Origin of the sequence: Actinomyces johnsonii, from assembly GCF_006546835.1 — a bacterium.
GTDB lineage: Bacteria > Actinomycetota > Actinomycetes > Actinomycetales > Actinomycetaceae > Actinomyces > Actinomyces johnsonii.
The window spans coordinates 1-19,568 of the sequence record NZ_VICB01000019.1 but is presented as its reverse complement, the minus strand read 5'-3'; the positions used below and the strand labels follow the sequence as shown (position 1 = coordinate 19,568).

The 19,568-nt window shown below is 69.6% G+C and carries 19 protein-coding genes and 1 pseudogene; 9 read left to right on the top strand and 11 right to left on the bottom strand.

Annotated features, from left to right (window positions below):
- Positions 1-50 precede the first annotated feature (50 nt).
- On the bottom strand, positions 51-1,298 hold the full coding sequence (locus tag FK256_RS10820) for a phosphotransferase (RefSeq protein ID WP_141424772.1): 1,248 nt from the start codon (positions 1,296-1,298) through the stop codon (positions 51-53).
- Between the two features lie 139 nt (positions 1,299-1,437).
- Here FK256_RS10820 and FK256_RS10815 point away from each other — a divergent pair, with 139 nt between their 5' ends.
- Positions 1,438-2,481 carry an adenosine deaminase gene (locus FK256_RS10815; RefSeq protein WP_021606863.1) on the top strand — a complete coding sequence of 348 codons (1,044 nt, stop codon included), beginning with the start codon at positions 1,438-1,440 and terminating at the stop codon, positions 2,479-2,481.
- Positions 2,482-2,513: 32 nt separating this feature from the next.
- Here the strand turns inward: FK256_RS10815 and FK256_RS10810 are convergent, their stop codons facing one another.
- From FK256_RS10810 to FK256_RS10800, 3 genes are all read right to left on the bottom strand, one after another.
- Positions 2,514-3,803, bottom strand: coding sequence for a UDP-N-acetylmuramate dehydrogenase (locus FK256_RS10810; protein ID WP_141424771.1), 1,290 nt, complete (start codon positions 3,801-3,803; stop codon positions 2,514-2,516).
- Between the two features lie 105 nt (positions 3,804-3,908).
- A complete protein-coding gene (locus FK256_RS10805; RefSeq protein ID WP_003792170.1) occupies positions 3,909-4,007 on the bottom strand; it encodes a 30S ribosomal protein bS22 in 99 nt (32 codons plus the stop codon).
- 147 nt (positions 4,008-4,154) lie between these two features.
- Complete coding sequence (locus tag FK256_RS10800) at positions 4,155-4,397, bottom strand: helix-turn-helix domain-containing protein (protein WP_003784138.1); 243 nt, start codon at positions 4,395-4,397, stop codon at positions 4,155-4,157.
- A gap of 273 nt (positions 4,398-4,670) precedes the next feature.
- Between FK256_RS10800 and FK256_RS10795 the strand changes: the two genes are divergently transcribed.
- Positions 4,671-6,272, top strand: a complete 1,602-nt coding sequence (locus FK256_RS10795) for a TrkH family potassium uptake protein (protein ID WP_021606866.1) — start codon at positions 4,671-4,673, stop codon at positions 6,270-6,272.
- A 60-nt stretch (positions 6,273-6,332) separates the two neighbouring features.
- Here FK256_RS10795 and FK256_RS10790 read toward each other — a convergent pair whose 3' ends face one another.
- Positions 6,333-7,037, bottom strand: coding sequence for a TetR/AcrR family transcriptional regulator (locus FK256_RS10790; protein ID WP_141424770.1), 705 nt, complete (start codon positions 7,035-7,037; stop codon positions 6,333-6,335).
- Positions 7,038-7,158: 121 nt separating this feature from the next.
- Here FK256_RS10790 and FK256_RS10785 point away from each other — a divergent pair, with 121 nt between their 5' ends.
- Together FK256_RS10785 and FK256_RS10780 are read left to right on the top strand one after the other, a co-directional pair.
- Positions 7,159-8,793 (top strand): MFS transporter, encoded by a 1,635-nt coding sequence (locus FK256_RS10785; protein ID WP_141424769.1) that lies wholly within the window; start codon positions 7,159-7,161, stop codon positions 8,791-8,793.
- A gap of 40 nt (positions 8,794-8,833) precedes the next feature.
- Entirely contained in the window at positions 8,834-9,502 is a 669-nt protein-coding gene (locus FK256_RS10780) for a potassium channel family protein (RefSeq protein WP_009233235.1), read from the top strand.
- 47 nt (positions 9,503-9,549) lie between these two features.
- Here the strand turns inward: FK256_RS10780 and dhaM are convergent, their stop codons facing one another.
- The 3 genes from dhaM to dhaK all read right to left on the bottom strand — a co-directional run bounded on the left by dhaM (position 9,550) and on the right by dhaK (position 11,803).
- Positions 9,550-9,966 (bottom strand): dihydroxyacetone kinase phosphoryl donor subunit DhaM, encoded by a 417-nt coding sequence (gene dhaM / locus FK256_RS10775; protein ID WP_170197960.1) that lies wholly within the window; start codon positions 9,964-9,966, stop codon positions 9,550-9,552.
- A gap of 71 nt (positions 9,967-10,037) precedes the next feature.
- Positions 10,038-10,709 carry a dihydroxyacetone kinase subunit DhaL gene (gene dhaL / locus FK256_RS10770; protein ID WP_021606870.1) on the bottom strand — a complete coding sequence of 224 codons (672 nt, stop codon included), beginning with the start codon at positions 10,707-10,709 and terminating at the stop codon, positions 10,038-10,040.
- A gap of 68 nt (positions 10,710-10,777) precedes the next feature.
- The gene (gene dhaK, locus FK256_RS10765) at positions 10,778-11,803 is read right to left on the bottom strand and encodes a dihydroxyacetone kinase subunit DhaK (RefSeq protein WP_049939581.1); all 1,026 of its coding nucleotides are present in this window, start codon (positions 11,801-11,803) and stop codon (positions 10,778-10,780) included.
- Between the two features lie 289 nt (positions 11,804-12,092).
- Here dhaK and FK256_RS10760 point away from each other — a divergent pair, with 289 nt between their 5' ends.
- The 4 genes and pseudogenes from FK256_RS10760 to FK256_RS10745 form a co-directional block, all read left to right on the top strand.
- Positions 12,093-14,300 (top strand): hypothetical protein, encoded by a 2,208-nt coding sequence (locus tag FK256_RS10760; RefSeq protein WP_244936376.1) that lies wholly within the window; start codon positions 12,093-12,095, stop codon positions 14,298-14,300.
- Between the two features lie 109 nt (positions 14,301-14,409).
- A complete protein-coding gene (locus tag FK256_RS10755) occupies positions 14,410-14,907 on the top strand; it encodes a hypothetical protein (RefSeq protein ID WP_021606326.1) in 498 nt (165 codons plus the stop codon).
- 102 nt (positions 14,908-15,009) lie between these two features.
- On the top strand, positions 15,010-16,452 hold the full coding sequence (locus tag FK256_RS10750; RefSeq protein ID WP_141424767.1) for an SPFH domain-containing protein: 1,443 nt from the start codon (positions 15,010-15,012) through the stop codon (positions 16,450-16,452).
- A 247-nt stretch (positions 16,453-16,699) separates the two neighbouring features.
- Positions 16,700-17,017 (top strand): annotated as a pseudogene (locus FK256_RS10745) (class II aldolase/adducin family protein); the annotation flags it as partial.
- Between the two features lie 4 nt (positions 17,018-17,021).
- Here FK256_RS10745 and FK256_RS10740 read toward each other — a convergent pair.
- From FK256_RS10740 to FK256_RS14675, 3 genes are read right to left on the bottom strand one after another with little or no spacing between them, the layout of a single operon-like run.
- Complete coding sequence (locus FK256_RS10740; protein ID WP_141424765.1) at positions 17,022-18,419, bottom strand: MFS transporter; 1,398 nt, start codon at positions 18,417-18,419, stop codon at positions 17,022-17,024.
- A 32-nt stretch (positions 18,420-18,451) separates the two neighbouring features.
- A complete protein-coding gene (locus FK256_RS14680; protein ID WP_244936374.1) occupies positions 18,452-18,601 on the bottom strand; it encodes a hypothetical protein in 150 nt (49 codons plus the stop codon).
- Positions 18,602-18,618: 17 nt separating this feature from the next.
- Complete coding sequence (locus FK256_RS14675; RefSeq protein WP_244936373.1) at positions 18,619-18,798, bottom strand: hypothetical protein; 180 nt, start codon at positions 18,796-18,798, stop codon at positions 18,619-18,621.
- Positions 18,799-19,005: 207 nt separating this feature from the next.
- Between FK256_RS14675 and FK256_RS10730 the strand changes: the two genes are divergently transcribed.
- Positions 19,006-19,329 carry a sugar-binding domain-containing protein gene (locus FK256_RS10730; protein WP_244936371.1) on the top strand — a complete coding sequence of 108 codons (324 nt, stop codon included), beginning with the start codon at positions 19,006-19,008 and terminating at the stop codon, positions 19,327-19,329.
- Positions 19,330-19,568: the final 239 nt, after the last annotated feature.

Genomic DNA, 19,568 nt, shown 5'->3' with positions numbered 1-19,568 from the left:
CAACAGAATTTATGTCGGGCACCGCGAAAAATGCCCGGCTCGGCGCGGACTTAGTGCGCGCCGCGGCGGGCCTGGATCTCACGGCCCTGCGCTAGCCAGGTTTCGGCGCGGGCCAGGCGACCCTCGGCGTCGGGGCGCCACGGGCCGCCGTCCTCGCGCCGAGCCCCGGCCACCAGGGACAGGACCACACCGGCACAGCGAGCGCGCAGCGAGACCGGGTCGACCTGTTGCTCGGCCATACGGGTCCAGGTCTCCAGGATGGGACGCAGCTTCGGGTAGGAGGCGGGTGCCAGGTGATCCAGGACGCTGACGTGACCGAGCAGGCAGGCCAGGTCGTCGACCCGGTAACCGGGTCCCAGGGAGTCGACATCGAGCAGGCTGGTGACGGCTTCTCCCTCCATGAGGACGTTCGCCTCGTAGAAGTCTCCGTGGACCGGCATCGGCCGACCGGTGTCGGAGCTGGCCATGAGCTGCTCGACCCCCTCGGCCACGGCCCGGGCTCGGGCGGCATGCTCGGGCAGGACCGTAGCGGCGGCGTGCGCGTAGTGGCGGGCCCGCTCGGACCAGGCGGCGTGTGCGGGCAGCTGCATGGCACTGGCCGGCAGAGCGTCCAGCAGCGAGATGAGGCCGTTGAAGACGCGCTCGCTGCGCGAGACGCTCATCCCCTGGGACAGCAGGCCCGACAGGGCCACACCACGCCCCGTGGATAGGAGCACGAGCCCGTCAGGATCCTCTCGCAGGACTTCGGGCGCCGGCACTCCGGAGGCCGTCAGCAGGCGGTGGCGCTGGGCGAAGGACGGTGCCTGACTCGGACGCAGGACCTTGGCGTAGGCGGTCGTCTCATCCGGGAAGGTTGCGCGCACGACGGCACGGCGCGTGGGCCGGTAGGCGACCATGGTCGCCTTGACCTGAGTGCCGATCCGTGCCGAGAGCAGTGAAGGAGTACAGGCCACCACCAGCCCCGGCAGCTCGGGGTCGGCCGGGTGGCGCCACACGTGGACCGCAGGGCCGTCCCCACCGGTGGGGGCCACCCGGGTCAGGCCCGGGGCATGTGGGTTGGACAGGCGCGCCGTCGTCGCGCACAGGTACTCAGTGGTGGAGCGCCCATTGGGGGCGACGACAACGGCCGTGTACCCCACGGACACTCCCGCTCCGGGACGGTGATGGACCGAGTGGACCTCCCAACTGGCCAGACGCTGACCCGCCGGGGCGAGGGCGGCGGAGAGCACGGAGGCTGCGCGCGGCCCCGTCAACAGGGCCACCTCCTCGGGCTCCTGGGACGCCGACGAGTGGTTCATGACAGTTAGTGTGCCCCACCCACCTGATGGTTCGCCGCTAAAACGACCATTGGTGTTCGGCAACAGCGGAAGAGCCCGCCTGCCCTGCTGAAGACTGTCGCGGGCGAGACGATCGGCAGGAACGTGGAAGAATCCACCCATGCGCGACCTCGCCGCCCTACCCAAAGCGCACCTGCACCTGCACTTCACGGGTTCGATGCGCCTGGACACCCTCATTGAGCTGGCCTCCTCCACGCGCACGCGCCTGCCCTCCAGCTTCCTGGACGGAGACCCTCTGCACGTACCCGCTGACCGGCGCGGCTGGTTCCGCTTCCAGCGCGCCTACGACACCGCCAGGGCTCTGGTTCGCACCGAGGAGGTCATGCGACGCATCGTCCTGGAGGCCGCGCTCGATGACGCCGCCGAGGGCTCGCGCCGTTTGGAGATCCAGGTCGACCCCACCAGCTACGCCCCCTTCGTCGGCGGGATCACCCCCGCCCTGGAGGTCATCCTCGACGCCGCCGAACAGGCCACCACCCTGACCGGCGTGGAGGTGGCCGTCATCGTGGCGGCCTCCCGGATGCGCCACCCCTTGGATGCCCGCACGCTTGCCCGCCTGGCGGTGCGCTACGCCGGGGATCAGCCGGGAGAGGTGGTCGGCTTCGGCCTGTCCAACGACGAGCGCGCCGGACAGACCTCCTCCTGGGAGCGGGCTTTCGCCATCGCCCGCAGGGGCGGCCTCGCCTCCATGCCGCACGGCGGAGAGCTCCTGGGACCCGACCACCTGCGCGACGTCGTCTCCGCGCTCGGCCCCACGCGACTGGGCCACGGGGTGCGCGCCAGCGAGGATCCCGCGCTGCTGGACGCGATCGTCGCCGCCGGCATCAGCCTCGAGGTCTGCCCCGCCTCCAACGTGAGCCTGGGCGTCTACCGCAGCCCCGACGACGTCCCCCTGCGCACGCTCATGAGTCACGGCGCGCAGATCGCCCTGAGCGCCGACGATCCGCTGCTCTTCCAGTCCCGACTCGTCGACCAGTACGAGATCGCCCGGACCCTGGGCTGTGACGACGTCGAGTTGGCCGAGCTGGCCCGCGCCTCGATCCGCGCCTCATTGGCCTCGCCGACGGCCAAGCGAGCCTGGCTGGCCGAGGTGGACGCCTGGCTGGCGGCTCCCGACCCGGCCACGAATCCCGAGACCGACTGAGCCGAGGCCTCCAGCCCGCTCGAGCCGGGAGTCTAGAAGCCGACCTGGACGGGCTCGGGCACGAGGGTGATGCCGTAGCGCTCACGGACGCCGGCCACCACCGTATCGCGTAGGCGTGCCAGGTCCGCGCCGGTGGCGCCACCCCGGTTGGTCAGGGCCAGGACGTGCTTGGTGGACAGCCCGGCCGGAGCCCCGGCCTCCACGGTGAAGCCCTTGGTGAAGCCGGCGTGGTCGATGAGCCAGGCGGCACTGGTCTTGACCAGACCCTCGACGACGGGGGCTTCTTTGGTGCCGAGCACCACCTGGGAGTGGTCGGTGACCGGGAAGCGGGGAGCATCTGCGGGCAAGCGCTCGGCCTCGGCCGTAGTCAGGATCGGGTTAGTGAAGAAGGAGCCGGCCGACCAGGTGTCGTGGTCAGCGTCGTCGAGAACCATCCCCTTGGAGCGGCGCAGCTCAAGGACCGCCTCACGCAGCTCGCGCTCGGGCACGCGCTCGCCCAGTTCGACGCCGAGGGCACCGGCCAACTGGGAGTAGGCGACGCGGGAGGACAGGGAGCCCTGCCGCACGGCGAAGGTGGCGTCCAGGACCACCCAGCGCCCGGTCGGCCCCCACAGGCGCCCGCCGCCGGCCTCGGCGTCGGTGAGGGACTGCTTGAGACGGGAGTCGCGGTAGGCCAGTCCCAGCTCGCCGAGGGCAAGCCAGACCACCCGGTTGCGCAGGCGGTCCCAGGCTCGCACGCTGGCGATGAGCTCGGCGACCTCGGCGCCGTAGGCCCCGATGTTCTGCACCGGAGCGGCCCCGACCGTACCGGGGATCCCGGACAGGGGCGCAAATCCGGCCCACTGGCTCGCGATGGCCTCGCGCACCAGGTCGTCCCAGGTGGTGCCGGCGGTGGCCGTGACCTCGACGCCCCCGCACATCGAGTCCGAGACGAGCGAGACCTCGGCGCGGGCGTCGCGGATGACGAGCCCGTCGAAGCCGGCGTCGGAGGCCATGATGTTGGAGCCGCCTCCGACGACGAGGACGGGGGTGCCCGCGGCATCCGCTTCGCGGATCGCCTCGGTCAACTCGCTCTGGGTGGTGGCCTCGACGTAGCTGCCCACCGGGCCGCCCACGCGCAGGGTGGTCAGCTCGGCCAGCCTGGTCGGCCGCACGCCGGACCCGGGCGCGTGCGCCAGGGCCTGGACGGGCTCGGGCCAGGCCGAGGGGTCGACGTCGGCGCTCAGCGGGATGGTGCAGTCACCCTCCACCAGCTGCGGCTCTCTCGACGGCGCAGCATCCGACGGATCAATGGGGGTGCGGTCATCTGGGGCGGTGGTCAACGGAGGTCTCCGCTCTTCCTGGTCAGTTTCTCATGAGAGACAAGCAGGGCCCCGCTCACACCAGCGGTGTGCACGGAGCCCCGAGGCGCGGACGGGCCGCTCGCCTCACTTCTTGTTGCGACGCTGGTGGCGTGTCTTGCGAAGCAGCTTGCGGTGCTTCTTCTTGGCCATGCGCTTGCGGCGCTTCTTGATGACGGATCCCATGAGATCTCCTCGCAGTTCGCTTCGTAGTGCCCGCAGACCCTCCCTGCGGGCCGAGGCGGGCCGGCGAGGGTTATGCCATGGGGCGATTGGTCGGCGCGTGAGGCTCAGCGGCCGACCACGCAGGTGACCGCCCGAGTCTAGCGGGTCCTAGGACCCTGATGCCTCCGACGCATCGTGGCCCCAGTCACCCAGTCCGGCGGCCAGGTACTCGTGAACGGCGCGCTCGGGGACGCGGAAGGAGCGCCCGACCTGCATCGCAGGAAGGTCGCCGGAGTGCACCATTCGGTAGACGGTCATCTTGGACACGCGCAGCATCGCCGCCACCTCAGCCACGGTGAGGAACGAGGGGGCGCCGGAGGCGCTGGGGGATGTGGGAAGGCCCGGTGCCATGAGCTTGAGGTCCGTTCGTCGCAGGGGCCCCGACGGGGCAGGAACACCGCCAATATAACGCCGTACCAGCCATCGCACAGGAATTCTTGGACCCCAATCGCCACACGCGTCGCATTTCACACTGGGGCATCAATTATCGCTGCCACATCCTCAGTTTCCCAGCCGAGGACCGCGCCGACCATCACCTCCCCACGGGCCCGACGGAGCCCTGACACGCCCGCCGCCCACACCCGACATCCGAGAACGTGACGAAGCCGCACCAACAGGACCACAATGGCGACCGTGCCCCAGACAGACACCGCAGACGAGCCCGAGCCCCGCCGCGGGTCCCAGGGCGGATCCGAAGACGGCTCGCGCGCCGGCGGGCGCCGCCAGGCGCACTGGCACGCTCCGTTCGTGAGCGTCATCGGCCATCCGTGGAAGGGGCGAAGGAAGCGCCCGGCCGAGGACGACAGGGCCGATGAGCCACCCGTTCGGCCCCCGCTGCCAGCCACGGAGCCCACCGGGTTGCGCCGGTTGCTTCGGCACATGGAGCCGCTCGGCCAGATCGCGCGGGCGGCCAGGTTCTACCCGGCCCGGCTGGCGGTTACCGTCTTCGCCGCCATCATCATGGTGGTCACGCTTCTGCTCAGCCTTCCGATTGCCACGGCGAGTGGGAAGCAAGCCGACTTCCTCGACGCCCTGTTCACCGCCACCTCAGCGGCGTGCGTCACGGGTCTGAGCACTGTGGACACGGCCGCCTACTGGTCCACCTTCGGGCACGTCGTCATTATCCTGGCCGCTGCCGTGGGCGGCCTGGGAGTCATGACCCTGGCCTCGCTGCTGTCACTGGCGGTATCGCGCCACGTGGGACTGACTCAGCGGATGCTGGCCGCCTCGGAGAACCAGTCGCGCCTGGGCGAGGTGGGCCGTCTCCTGCGCGCCGTCATCTACACGGCCACCGGCTGCGAGCTCCTCCTCACCCTCATGCTGCTGCCCCGCTTCCTGGGTCACGGCCTCGATGTGGGGCACGCCTTGTGGTACGCGGCCTTCATGGGGCTGTCGATCTTCAACAATGCCGGTTTCGTCATCATGCCCGAGGGCCTGGGCGCCTACGCCACCGACTGGTGGATCGGCCTGCCGATCATCCTGGGGACCTTTATGGGCGCCGTCGGTTTCCCCGTCATCCTGGACATCATGGGCCGACGACGCAGGCCCCGGACGTGGAGCCTGCACACGAAGCTGACCCTGACGACCTATGCGGCCCTCACCATCGCCTCGACCGTCGCCATCGCCGTCTTCGAGTGGAACAACCCCCTTACCTACGGGGCACTGCCCACGGGCGGCAAGATCATGACCGCTCTGATCAACGGCGTCAACGCCCGCTCCTCGGGACTGTCCACGATTCCGCCCGAGCACATGCACGAGGCCACCTGGTTCCTCCAGGACGCCCTCATGTTCGTCGGCGGCGGCTCGGCCTCGACGGCCGGCGGCATCAAGGTCTCCACTTTCGCGGTCCTGCTCCTGGCGATCTTCGCCGAGGCTCGTGGCGACCAGGACATCGAGGCCTTCGGTCGGCGCATCACGCCCTCGACCGTGCGCTTGAGCGTGGCGGTGGCCTTCATCGGCGCCAGTGTCATCGGGCTCGCCACGCTCCTGCTCCTGCAGATGACCAATCTGTCCCTGGACCGGATCCTCTTCGAAGTCATCAGCGCGTTCGCAACCGTGGGCCTGTCCACGGGAATCACTCCGACTCTTCCCGCAAGCGCCAAGTACGTCATCGTGGCGCTCATGTTCGTCGGCCGCGTGGGCACGATGACGGCAGCCAGCGCCCTGGCACTGCGCGAGCGGCGCCGCGTCATCCGGATGCCCGAGGCCAGCCCGATGATCGGCTAGCGCCGCCGGCCGATTCCGCACTCGCTCGCCCCAGCGGCCCGCAAACACCAGCGGGAACGATCAGCTCGCCTCGGGTTCCGGCCCGTCCGGGGCGAGCAGGTGTCCGAGGGTCGCGGCCGCACTATCCACATCCGCGCGGCCAGTGATGAGCTGCTCGACGATCAGACCGAAGGACACGCTCTGGATCAGGGAGGCCAGCTGCTCGGGGTTCAAGCGAGCGGAGATCGTTCCAGCCCTCTGCCCGTTGCGGCACAGGTGGACGAGGCCACTGCGGATATCGTAGTAGTTCTCCTGGACCATGACGCGCATCTCGGGATCACGAGTCAGCTCGCCCCAGGCGTGATAGGCCAGTGGCGCCCAGGCGCTCAGTTCGACGTCGTCAGCATCTTGGCGGACCTCGCCTCGCCGAGCGGAGGCCCGCCCTGAGGCGGTCTCGACGGCATCTTGCTCGACGTCGTCGTGCTCGAAATTGAGCAGGACGAGCGTCTCGATGAATCCCTGCTTGAAGTCGGGCAGTGCCTCGGACTCAGCGAGCTGTCTGATCCGCTCGACGAGCGGGCCCATCCGCCGGGTCAACACCTCACGCATGAGAGAGCGCTTGCCCTCGGGGAAGTAGCGGTACACGGTCGACGACGACATCCCGGCTGCGGCAATGACCTCATCCATGGAGGCGGCCTGGAAGCCGCTGCGGGCGAAGCACTCTTCGGCAGCCTGCAGGATTCGGACTCTCTGACGTCTCCGATGAGCGGCGGTCACTCGTGGCATGAGTTCAGGATAAGCGACTCAGAACACTCCAAATCGAAACGATCGTTGTTGACTGCTGACGGCGGCGAACCTAGACTCCCGAGCGCAAACGAAAACGATCATTTTGCTATGGAGGTTCGCGATGACATCCACGTTGAAGTCCGCCCTCAAGGAGCGCGGCGAGCAGGCACAGGGGGAGGCGGCACCGAAGCCCTCGGCGCCCTCCTCAGCACCGTCGTCGGCCCCCTCTTCTCAGCAGCGACGCCCCAACCGCCGCGCGGTCATGGTCAGCGCCGTCCTCACCCAGCTGATGATCGTCCTGGATCTGACGATCATCGCGATCGCCCTGCCGCGGATGCAGGAGGACCTGGGAATGACCGTGTCCCAGAGCCCCTGGACGGTCACCGGCTACAGCCTGGCCTTCGGCGGCCTGGTGCTCTTCGGCGGCAGGCTCTGCGCCGTGGCGGGCATTCGCCGCTCCTACCAGATCGGCTTGGTCGGTTTCGGCGTGGCCAGCCTGGCGGCGGGTATGGCGACGTCCTTCCCCGTCCTACTGGTCGCCCGGGTCGCCCAGGGCTGCTTCGGGGCACTGCTGGCCCCCACCTCGCAGTCGCTGCTCAACGTCACCTTCACCGAGCGCACCGAGCGCGAGCGGGTCTTCGCGATCTTCGGCGCCACTGGCGGGCTGGGGGCGGCTGTCGGGCTACTCGTCGGCGGGGCCCTGACCGACTGGCTCAGCTGGCGCTGGGCGCTTTACATCAACATCTTCCTGGCCGCTGCGGCCCTGCTCATCGGGCAGCGCAGCCTGCCGCCGGCCGACCAGCGCGACCGCGGCTCGCGCATCTACGACGACCTGACCGGCCTGGTCCTAGGCTGCGGGGCCTGCTTCAGCGCCGTCTATGGGCTCGACCGGGCTCAGCAGACCTCCTGGACCGCGACGTCGACCGTCACCTGGCTTGCGTTCGGCGGCGTCGCTGCGGTGCTGTTCGTGGTCCGCGAGCGCTTCGCGAGCCGCCCGGTACTGCCCCTGTCGATGATGGCGATGCCGGTGCGGGCCGCCTCCTATGCCGCGCAGTTCATCGCCGGGGCCGCCCAGATGGGGGCGATCATCTACCTGACCTACTACATGCAGAACCACTTCGGCTACTCGCCCTTCAAGAGCGGAGTGGTCTTCCTACCTATGGTCGCCGCCCTGGTGGCCACCGCCATCCCGGCCGGGCGCGTCATCGTGCCCAGGCTCGGAGCGCGCGGCACTCTGCCGCTGGGGCTGGCGGTCCTGACCGGCTCCTTCCTCATCTTCTCGCGCATGACGACGGATTCGACCTACTCCCAGGTCGCCCTGCCCGGCCTCATCGTCTTCGGCATCGGCCTGGGGCTGACGATGCCGGTCACCTTCAACTCCGGCACCCGCGGGGTGGAAGCCAAGCGGACCGGGCTGGCCTCGGCGATCCTGAGCGCCGCCCAGCAGATCGGAGGATCCTTCGGGGTCGCGCTCATGACCTCCTACGCCACCCAGCACGCCGAGGACTACGTGGCCGACCACACCGAAGAGGTCAGGGCCGCCGCCATGGAGGCGATGATGCGGGCCCGGGCCCTGCCCCAGTCGCCCGCGGGCAAACAGATCATCGAGGCCCTCAAGGCCCAGCTCATCGACCGGGCCCGGATCGAGGCCTACGCCGGCGGCTTCACGATGATGGCCTGGATCCTGGCCGGGGCCGCAGCGTTGCTGGTCGCCTGTGGGATCGGCCTGAGCCTGCGCCGCCGCCGCACGCGGTAGCGTAGGGCTCACCGTCCAACGGCCGACCTCAGGAGACTTCATGCCTGCCCCGCCCTCGCGCACCGACTCCACGCTCGTCATAGGGCTGGGGCGCTTCGGCTCCGCCGTCGCCGCGACCCTGGACCGGCTGGGGCGCGAGGTCCTGGCCGTGGAGGCCAATCCCGCGATCGTGCGCCAGTGGACCGGCCGCATCCCGTTGGTGGAGGCCGATGCCACGGACGTGGAGGCCCTCGAGCAGCTGGGCGCCACCGAGTTCGGCACGGCGGTCGTAGGGGTGGCGACCTCCTTGGAGGCCTCCGTCCTCATCACCGGCAACCTCGTGGATCTGGAGACCCCCCAGATCTGGGCCAAGGCGATCTCCCGGGCCCACGGCCGCATCCTGCGGCGTATCGGCGCCCACCACGTCGTCTACCCCGAGTTCGACGCCGGGCAGCGCGCCGCCCACCTCGTCTCGGGCCGCATGCTCGACTACATCGAGATGGAGAAGAGCGGCTTCACCATCGTCAAGATGCGTCCGCCCATGGAGCTGCACGGATTCACCATCGGACAGTCCAAGGTGCGCTCGCGCTACGGGGTGACGGTCTTCGGCCTGATGAGCCCGGGCGAGCCCTTCGAGTACGCCACCCCGGATACGCTGGTCTCGGCCGAGGACGTGCTCGTCGTCGGCGGAGACGCCGCCCTCCTGGAGCGCTTCGCCAACCGCGCATGAGCGGCACGGTGTAACTCAGCGCCGCTCCAAGAGGCTCTCAGAGGGCGTCAGAGGGCAGCGACCTGGGAGCGCTTGGCCTCGGCGGCGCCGTCGGCCTCGGCGACCACCGCCTCAAGGTCCTTGCCGATCCCGGCTGCGCCGTAGGCGCCCAGCAGACCCTCAACGAAGGGCGCCGCGGAGAGCCGAACCCGTTCTGCCACGGCCGGGTCGAGCATCTCGAGGGCCATCTCCGCGCTCATGATCCCGCTGCCCAGATCCGCCAGGACCAGGACACCGGCGCACCGGGCGACGAGCTGCTCGACGACGGAGACGATCAGGCCGGGATCGGTGCCCAGCGCGCCGTCGGCCAGCCCTGCGGCGAGCTCGACGGGGACGTCGACGGCCACGATGAGTCGGCGCGCCAGGTCGAGGGCGGACTCTGCCAGGGAACGGGAGTGGGAGACCAGGACGATGCCGACGCTCACCGGGGCGCCGCTCGACTGCGCCGTCCCAGAAGTCGTCGCAGGGCCGGCAGGGTTTGCGGGGTTCACGGGCATCACGCCGTCCTTCCGGCCACGACGTCGTCGAGGGCCGCCAGGAGGAGGGCGGTGGAGGCGGCGCCGGGGTCGATGTGGCCGGCCGAGCGCTCCCCCAGGTAGGAGGCCCGTCCCTTGGTGGCCACCATCGGCTCGGTGGCGTCGCGGCCCTCGGCGGCGGCCCGTGCAGCGGCAGCGACGCCCGCGCCGAGGTCGTCAGGGTGGGCACGCAGTGCCTCCAGGGCCGGATTCCAGGCGTCGAGCATGGTCTTCTCCCCTGTGGTGGCGCGGCCGCGGGCGGCGATGCCGCCGATCCCGGCCTCCAGACCGTCCACGAGCGCCTGAGCGTCAAGACGCCCCAGGTCGCCGCCCCGCCCCGCTAGGGCGCCGCCGGTGCGCAGGAAGAAGGTTCCGTACAGGGGGCCCGAGGCACCCCCGACGGTGGAGACCAGGGTCATGCCGACCTTCTTGAGCAGGGCATCGGCGCTGGTGAAGCCGCCGGCCTCCACCGCGTCGGCCGCTGCGGCCAGGCCGCGCTTCATGTTGGTGCCGTGGTCGGCGTCGCCGATGGCGGCGTCCAGCTCGGTGAGCTCTTCGGCATGCTCGGCGATGAGCTCGGCGCTGCGGCGCACCCACGCTCCCAGCTCGGCTACTCCCAGCGTCTGACGGGCGGATTCCGCTTCCGCTGTCATCTCACTCCTCCTTCAGTTCCCTCCGGGGCGCCCGCACGAACCGCGGGCGAACCGATTGTGCCAGGTCCTCACGCGCCCCAGCGCAGGCCGGGGGTATTGACGGGGGCGTCCCACAGGCGCAGCAGCTCGGCGTCGGCGCGCACCAGGGTCAGGGAGCAGCCGGCCATGTCGAGGCTGGTGATGTAGTTGCCTACGAGGTTGCGGGCCACTGTGATCCCGGCTCCCTGAAGGAGACGGGCGATCTCGCCGTACATGAGGTAGAGCTCGAGCAGCGGGGTGGCGCCCATGCCGTTGACCATGGCGATGACGCCCTCGTCGGGGCCGGCGGCGTCGGGTAGCTCCAGCGATGTCAGCTCCGCCAGGATCGGGGTGACGAGGCGCTCGGCGACCTCGGCGGCGGGGGCGACCTTCTCGCGGTGGCGGCCGGGCTCGCCGTGGATGCCGATGCCGATCTCCATCTCGTCGGCAGGAAGATCGAAGGAGGGCTTGCCGTTGGCCGGGACGGTGCAGGAGGTCAGTGCCATGCCCATGGAGCGGCCGGCGGCGTTGACGCGCGCGGCGATGCCGGCGACCTCGTCCAGCGGGCGGCCCTCCTCCGCAGCGGCGCCGGCGATCTTCTCCACCATGACAGTCACGCCCACGCCGCGCCGTCCGGCGGTGTAGAGGGAGTCCTCAACGGCGACGTCGTCATTGGTGACGACGCTGGCGACCTGGATGCCGGAGTCGGCGTCAACGATCTCGGCGGCCATCTCAAAGTTCATGACGTCGCCGGTGTAGTTCTTGACGATGTGCAGGACTCCGGCGCCACGGTCGACGGCGGTGGTGGCGGCGACCATCTGGTCGGGGACCGGGGAGGTGAAGATCTCGCCGGCGCAGGCGGCGTCGAGCATGCCGGTGCCCACGAAGCCGCCGTGGAGGGGCTCATGGCCGCTGCCGCCGCCGGAGATGATGGCGACCTTGCCCTTCTCCTTTCGCCTGCGGCGGTAGACGATGTGCTGGTCGAGGTCGACGTCGAGCTCGTGGGGGTGGGCGGCGGCCATGCCCCGCAGGGCGTCCGTGACCACGTTGTCAACGGAGTTGATGAGTTTCTTCATAACGGCGACGCTACCGTGCTGCCGGCCGTCCCATACCGCCAGAGGTCCCAAGGACTCGAGTTCGTGCACATCGGTGCAGGTCACAGCGGTCTCATGGGAACGGATGCGCCTCGAAGCGCCGGGGGCGCATGGAGCGCCAGCGCCAGTACCGCCACTCACCGACTGAAAGCCTCCCGAATGTGAGAGTCGGCACTAACTTGTCTGAATGTGTCCCGCAGACATTCTGGGGACTATCTGGGGAGGTCCTTTTTCGCGGCATTCTCGAGCCGATTCCAGGCAGGATAGGGACATGGATCTGTCCGTTGTCGCCGCCGTGGCCTCCATCGCAGCCGGCGTCTCCATCCTGGTCGCCATCGCCGCCGTCGTCGCCGCGCGGCGCTCGACGGCGCACGCGGACCTGGCCCTCAAGGAGGCGTCGCGGATCTCCCGGGCCAGCATCTCGCGGATCAACGAGGTGCAGTCCGAGGCAAGCTCCGCCCGTCTGGCAGCGCGCCATGCCGCCGAGAGGCTGCGCTCCATGACCAAGGAGCGCACGACTCCCGACAGCGTCGCCGCCTACCGAATCTTTCTGAAGGAGGTCGTCGAGGACTCCAAGCACCTGCTGGGCCCCGAAGGGACGGGGACGATGCAGAACGAGTCGCTGGACCGCCTGCGGGTGGGAGCGCTCGTGGGCGGCTCGGACGAGGTGCTGCGGGCGCTGCGGAACTTCGCCCTCCTGCGCACCCATCGGCCCGAGGCACCATGGCCCAGCGCCTACGCCATGGCTTATGCGCGCCTGGAGTCCGACCTGGTCACCGCGATCCGCAACGACCTGGGCTCCTCCGAGGAGTCCCTGACCGCTGACCAGATCTGGGGCGCGGTCAACGCCCGCTGCGTCGACCCCGCCTTCCGCCTGGCGCTGCTCAGCCCCCTGGAGGACGTACTGCGCAACGCCGGGCAGGATCCTACCCACTACGACCTCGACCACATCGTCAAGCCCGCCGACTACCCGGGCCCCGCTGAATTTGCCGACTCCACCGCCCCCACGGGATCCGTGAGCTCCGCAGGCGCTGCGAGTAGCACCGGAGGGCACCGACGGCGCTCGCGGCGGGTCCAGAGCCGGGTCGCGCGGGAGGCCTCGGCGAAGGCGACCGAAACGGCCGCGGCGGCGACCGGGGCGACGACCGCATCCACCACCGCATCCACCGCACTGCCCGAGTCCGGCGTCGTGTGGACGCCCCTCAGCCCGGGGCATCGAGGGGCGCACGCGGCGGACACCGGGACTTCTGCGGCGACTGACGTGATGAGTTCCGCAGCAGCCTCCTTCGCTCCCCCTCACGAGCCGGCGGCCGCATCAGCCATCCCTGCTCCCCTGGCCCCACTGCAAGGCGACCAGCCGAGCGACACCGAGCCATCGCCCGCTGCGAGCGTTGAGGAGGCACAGGCCGACGCGCTCAATGGCCCATCCGCCGCCTCTTCTGCCGACGCCCGGGTGCAGGCGGCAGCGGCCCGGCAAACGCCGTCTGCGGAGACGACGTCTCGCACGGCCCCGACTCAACCGCCCGATACGATCCCGACGAGCCATCGGGCGCTCGAAACCCGAAGCGGTGCCTTCGAGGATCCGACACCCAGCCGCATCACCCGGCGCCGTCGCGCTCAGGAGTCCCGGCCCGTCCCCTCTACGCGAACGGCGTCCGCAGCGCCCGAGACGACGACCTCTCCGACGACCACTGCACCAGTGAGGGCCTCGGCAGCGTCCTGGGAGCCGTCGTCGACGGCTCCGACCTCCGACATCCCGACGGCGTCGGCCAGCACCAAGGAGACCGAAGCCGTCCGCGCCCCTACCCTCCCCACGGCTCCGGCCAGAAGTCACGCAGCCGAGCCGGGCGGGTCGACCGCGCCGGGCGCGTCGAGGACGCCCGCTTCACGGGCGGCATCGACTGAGCAGCCGACGCGGCCGCAGCCACAACCACGGCCGACCCGAACCCGTTCGGGCTCCACGCCCTCGACCACTTCACCGGTGAGAGCTGTGGCGGTGGCCGCCCGTACCGTCACGGTGACACCAGGCCCTCAGCCGTCCGGGGCCTCCGCAGCACCGACCGCGTCCGCCCGCGCCGCCGGTGCTGCCGAGACGGGCGGCTACGGGATCATCACAACCCCCGGTACAGCTCAGGCGCCCGCTCAAGCACAGGGACGGGCAGGCCTTCCTGCACCCGACCCGGCAGGCCTGCCCGACCTCCCCGAGCCCCAGCCGGCCGAGCAGACCTCCGCCGTGGCCGCGGCCGGCGCGGTCCCCACCAGCGCCGTCGGAGCCCACCGGGCGGCGGCCGCCCCAGCACGCGCAGCCGTGCCGACGAGCCCAGTACCCACGACCGACCCGGACACGCAGGAGACCGTCACTGTTCCGACGGCTCCCCGCACCCCGGTGCCCACCGCCGCACCGAACGCGACGGCATGGTCCTTCGCTCCCCCGTCCCTGCAGGACTCCGCCGAGATCCCTCGGGCGCGCGGCGCCTGAGCGGACCGCCGGGTTCTACTCCCCATCTCGTCTCGGGGATCTTGGCGCGACCCGCGTGGCAGAATCCAGATGCGGGAAGCCGGTCGGGCTTCCCCAGAAGGGAGCCGACGTGAGCATCTTCGCCTGGTGCGCGATCATCGGCTGCGGCACGCTCCTGGTCGGCATCCTCTTCGATGGGCTGCTCGACGCGTTCCTACCCGATGGGATGGTTCCCGTGCTCGCCCTTCCAGTGGCCGTATTCGGCGCGATCGGCATGGGCATAACCGCCGTGTCGGGATCCGCCTCCGTGCCGGTAGCCGTGCTGTGGGGCGTTCCCACAGCGTTGGCGCTCGCCTCGGGGACGGCCACGCGCTGGCTGTGGAACCGCCTCAAGCGGACCATGCCGCTGGACACGGCGCCGCCCACCGCGGCAGAGCTCGTCGGAGAGAGGGTCACCGTCCTGTGGTGGAAGGACGGCGGCGGCGAGGTCCGCGCCATCACGCGCGGCAACCAGCTGACTCTGCCGGCGCGCTCCGAGGAGCCGATGCACTCGGGCCAGAGCGCCTGGGTGCTCGACGCCGAAGACTCCACCCTCACCATTACCCCCTGGGGGCAGATCGAGAGCTGACCGTCCACCGGACGCCGGTGACGGTATCGATCCGCCTCCTGCCGGTCGCCCGCCCCGGCCCCGGCCTCCCACCCCGCCTCCCCGAAAAGAAAGGAACACAGCGTGGATCCAACACTCATCGGTGCGATCGTCGTCATCGTTATCATCGGGCTCCTGATTCTGGCCTACCTGTTCAGCCGGATCGTCGTCGTCCCCTCCAACCTCACCGGTCTGATCTCCGGATCGAACCGGGGCGCGGTCAAGATCATCCACCCCGGTGGGCGCGACTTCGTCCTGCCGGTCATCCAGTCCATCCAGTACCTGCCCTTCACCCAGACCACGATCGGCTTCAAGGTCACCGCCGAGGACGAGAACAAGATCAACGTCAACGTGGCCGCCGTCGCCGCCGTCAAGGTGGGTGACTCCGACGAGCAGGTGCGCGCCGCGGCCAAGCGGTTCCTGGGCAAGCAGAACACGGACCAGGCGATCGCTGACTCCGCCCGGGAGGCGCTCATCGGCTCCCTGCGCTCGATCATCGGGCACATGACGGTCACCGACCTCATCTCCGACCGTGACGCTCTCCAGCGCAACGTCTTCGACGACGCCAAGAGCATCATGGCCAACATGGGTCTGGAGATCGACATGCTCCAGGTCTCCGAGATCACCGACGCCGGCGGCTACATCGAGTCCCTGGGCGTGCCCGAGCAGCAGCGCGTCGAGAAGGACGCCCGCATCGCCCGGGCCAACGCCGAGCGCGAGGCCCGCGACGCCGAGGTCACCTCGCGTCAGCAGATCGCCGAGCGCGAGCGCGATCTGTCCCTGCGTCAGGCCCAGCTCAAGGCCGAGACGGACAAGGCCCAGGCCGACGCCGACTCCGCCGGACCGATCGCCCGCGCCGCCAAGGAGCGCGAGATCGCCATCATCGGCCAGGAGGCCGCCGAGGCCAAGGCCTCCCTGACCGAGCGCGAGCTCGACTCCACGGTGCGCAAGCCCGCTGATGCGGCCCGCTACCAGCGCGAGCAGGAGGCCCAGGCCTCCAAGACCGAGGCGCTGCTGCGCGCACAGGCCGAGGCCGAGCGCACCCGCCTGGACGCCGAGGCCCAGGCCCAGGCCACCGTGGCCCGCGCCGAGGCCGAGGCCAAGGCGACCGCGGCCAGGGCCCGCGCGGAGGCCGACGCCATCGCCGCCCGCGGTCAGGCCGAGGCCGACACGATCCGCGCCGCCGGTGAGGCCGAGGCCAAGGCCATGAGCGACAAGGCCGACGCCCTGGCCAAGTACGGCGACGCCGCCACCCGCCAGATGCTGCTGGACAAGGCCCCCGAGATCGCGCGGGCCCTGAGCGAGCCGCTGGCCAGCGTGCGCGACCTGTCGATCATCTCCACCGAGGGCGCTTCGGCACTGCCCAAGGCCGTGGCCAACAACGTCGAGCAGCTCGACGTCATCCTGCGCAGCCTGGTGGGCACGGGCCTGACCGACATGGTGGGCAGCCACCTGCCGGACTCCGGCTCCTCCGATGGAGACCAGGGCAAGGCCCCGGTCGACGTCGTCGAGCACCGGAAGGGCTGAGGCCCACACGGCCCGCAGACGATCTGGGGCATGTCACGCGGCCGGGTNNCCCGGCCGCGTGACATGCCCCGTCGAGTTCCAGCGGCGCATCGCACGCAGGCCGGCTCCGCAACCGCCCGCGCTCGGCCACGCGCCGGTATCCCAGGAACGGTGAACATTCGTGCGCGGTGCGTGGTGACGCGGGCCCGCCGGCTCCGAAGAATCGCCAGTGAAACCGGATATCACTAACGAACAAAGGAGCACGCGCATGAGCGAGAGGATCATCCTGACCGACCTCGACGAGCAGATGCAGGAGGCGGTGACGGACACCAGACAGCGGGTGGCCGAACTCCACGCCGAGCTGCCCCGGTGGGGGCTGGTGGTGTGGACCGCGGGCAACGTCTCCGAGCGGGTCGTCGTCGACCGCGGCGACGTCGGTGGCGTGGTCCACACCCACTCCCCCTACGCCACCGCCTGGGCCGCGCGACGCGAGCCGATTCCCTGCGCCCTGACGATGATGGGCGAAGAAATCGGCGGAGGCATCCCGATCCGACCCTTCGCCCTCATCGGCGACGACTCGATCGGAAACCTCAGATGTCCTCCAGGGAGGCGCCCTTCGTCTCACGGGCGAAGAGGTAAATGATGCCTCCGGCGAAGAGCAGTACCGCGAAGACGATAAAGGGGAGGAAGACCACCTCGGCGCTCAGCTTGCTGCCTCCGATGAGGGCTCCCACGAAGTAGGGGCCGACGACCTTGGCAACGGATCCGATTCCGTACCCCAGCCCCAGGCCGGTGGACCGGGCCTCGGTCGGGAACTGCTCACCGCCGAAGGCGTTGAGGATGCCGAAGGCGCCGTCGCCGAACATCATGACGATGAAGATGCCCGCGAAGAACACGTAACCGGCGCTGCCGATCTCGTCCCCGTGGACCATGCGGGTGGAGAAAGCCGCTATCAGGGACCCGACGGCGCCGATCACGCCGCATCCGAACATCGTCCAGCGCCGTCCGATCCGGTCCGAGATCCAGGCCGAGCCCAGGCGTCCCAACAGGTCTCCCAAAGATACGAGCATGAACAGGGTCGCAACCGTGCCGGCCTCGAACTTGAAGGACTGCCCCAGCAGCGTCTGCCCCCAGGACTGGACGGTGAAGGAGCCCAGGATGAAGGAGAAGGAACCGAGGGCCACGACGAGCAGCTGCTTGGGGTACTTGGTGAAGACCACTGAGTAGGAGGCGGAGCTCTTGTCGGGGATGGGCGGCAGATCGGCGACCTGCTCGACAGGGATCTCCATGGCCCAGGCGTAGGCGGCCCTAGCCTCCTCCTCACGTCCCCGGGACTGCAGGAAGCGCGGCGATTCCGGAACGATGCGGGTCCAGGCCAGCAGGACGATGGGAATGCAGCCGACGGCGATGAGTCCGCGCCAGCCCAGGGTGTCGCCGAAGTACCTGGTAACCAGTCCGCCCAGGAAGATGCCCGCGGGAATGAAGACACTGGTGAGGCCCGCCAGGAGGCCGCGCTGCTTGGCGGGTACGAACTCCTGGACGAAGGGCACCGAGGTGATGTTCAGACCGCCCACGCCGAACCCGACGCCGGTGCGCAGGATCGCCAGCAGGATCCAGCCGCTGACCGGGGTGAAGGCCGAAGCCGCGGTGAAGACGACGAGGACGACGATGCACCAGATGAAGGCATGCTTGCGTCCCCACACGTCGGCCAGCCGCCCCCAAGTGATCGAGCCCACGACCGTGCCCAGACCCGCTCCGGCCAGGATGACGCCGGAGTGGAAGCCGGTGAGGCTCCAACCCGGGGTCTCGATCAGCAGGTTGACGATGAAGCCGATGAGGAACATGTCGAAGAACTCCGACACGTTGCCCACGATGGCCATTCCGATGAGGGACTTCTGATGGCCGGTGAGACGGTGGTTGTCGATCTGTTCGGGAGCGGTGCGCCCTAACGGCGCCACATCATGCTCATCATGTGTGTGGGTGCTCATGAGTGAACCACTCCTTGTCACAAAGAGGCGCCTCAGCGCACGATGTCCGAGCCTTGGAGAGCCAGGAGATCGCCGACGCGCCCATCGGTGGACACGACCGTGGGGGCTCCGATCTCCTCGCGCAGAGCCCGGCACACGTCGACGCCCCGATCGCGGGCGGCGTCGGCAAAGTAGCGCACCACCCGGGCGGTCTCAGGGGTCAGGGCCTCGGTGATCCCGGTGAGGAAGACCAGGTGGGTGTCGAGCAGGGCGTTCCAGTGAACTCCTCGGGCAGGATGCTGCGGAAGGGCGTGTACTCACGATCGTAGGTGACCTTGCCCGGCAGCGGGAACTCGCCCGGCTCGAGGAAGTAGAGGGCGACGCGGCCCTCGTCGGCCATGACGACTAGATTTTAACTGCAACCCTCCGCAATTGAGCACTTCACTAGACGCTCCTCGATCAAGACAAAATACGTCATATGTGAACCCAGAGGAAGTGCTGACGACAGATTTATTGAAGGAAGGCCGCTCTGACACAACATCAGTGTCAGCACTCAACTCACCCACTCTCCCTTTACTGAGAGAAATAGCGTCCCACGGTCTCGCGTATGCTCTCCGAGGCCCGCCGGCACGGCATCGTCGCGGTCACGGTGTCCCATCCCGTTGAGCGGCTTATGGCCCTCGAGGAGCGCCTGACGCGGGCCTTCGGGCTCAAGGAGGCGCGAGTCGCCGAGGGCAACCACGTGCGCACGGCCCTGTGCGACCGCACCCTGTGCCTGGATCCCTCCCGGCTCAGCGAGATCCCCTTGGTCATCGGCGTGGCCGCGGCCCGGGACAAGGTCGATGCCCTGCGCGCCACCCTGCGCGGGGACTACCTGTCGGCCCTCGTCACCGACGAGAGCACCGCCCGCTCCCTCCTGGAGGGCGTCTGAGGGGAGGCCCGGGGCGAGTCAGAATGAACACGCGTTCACCCGTGTACTTGCCCGTCCCTGCGGAAGCGGGAAGGATCAGCACTGATACCCGGCCACAGATGCACCGGCACGGTGCCCGTGGCCGAGAGTGATATGCACCCTCATGCACAAGGAGTCCTCAGTTATGAGTGCTGAGCCGCTGCTCACCGATCTCGACCGCCGGACGATCGCGGTTTCTAAGGCCCTGGCTGCTGATGCCG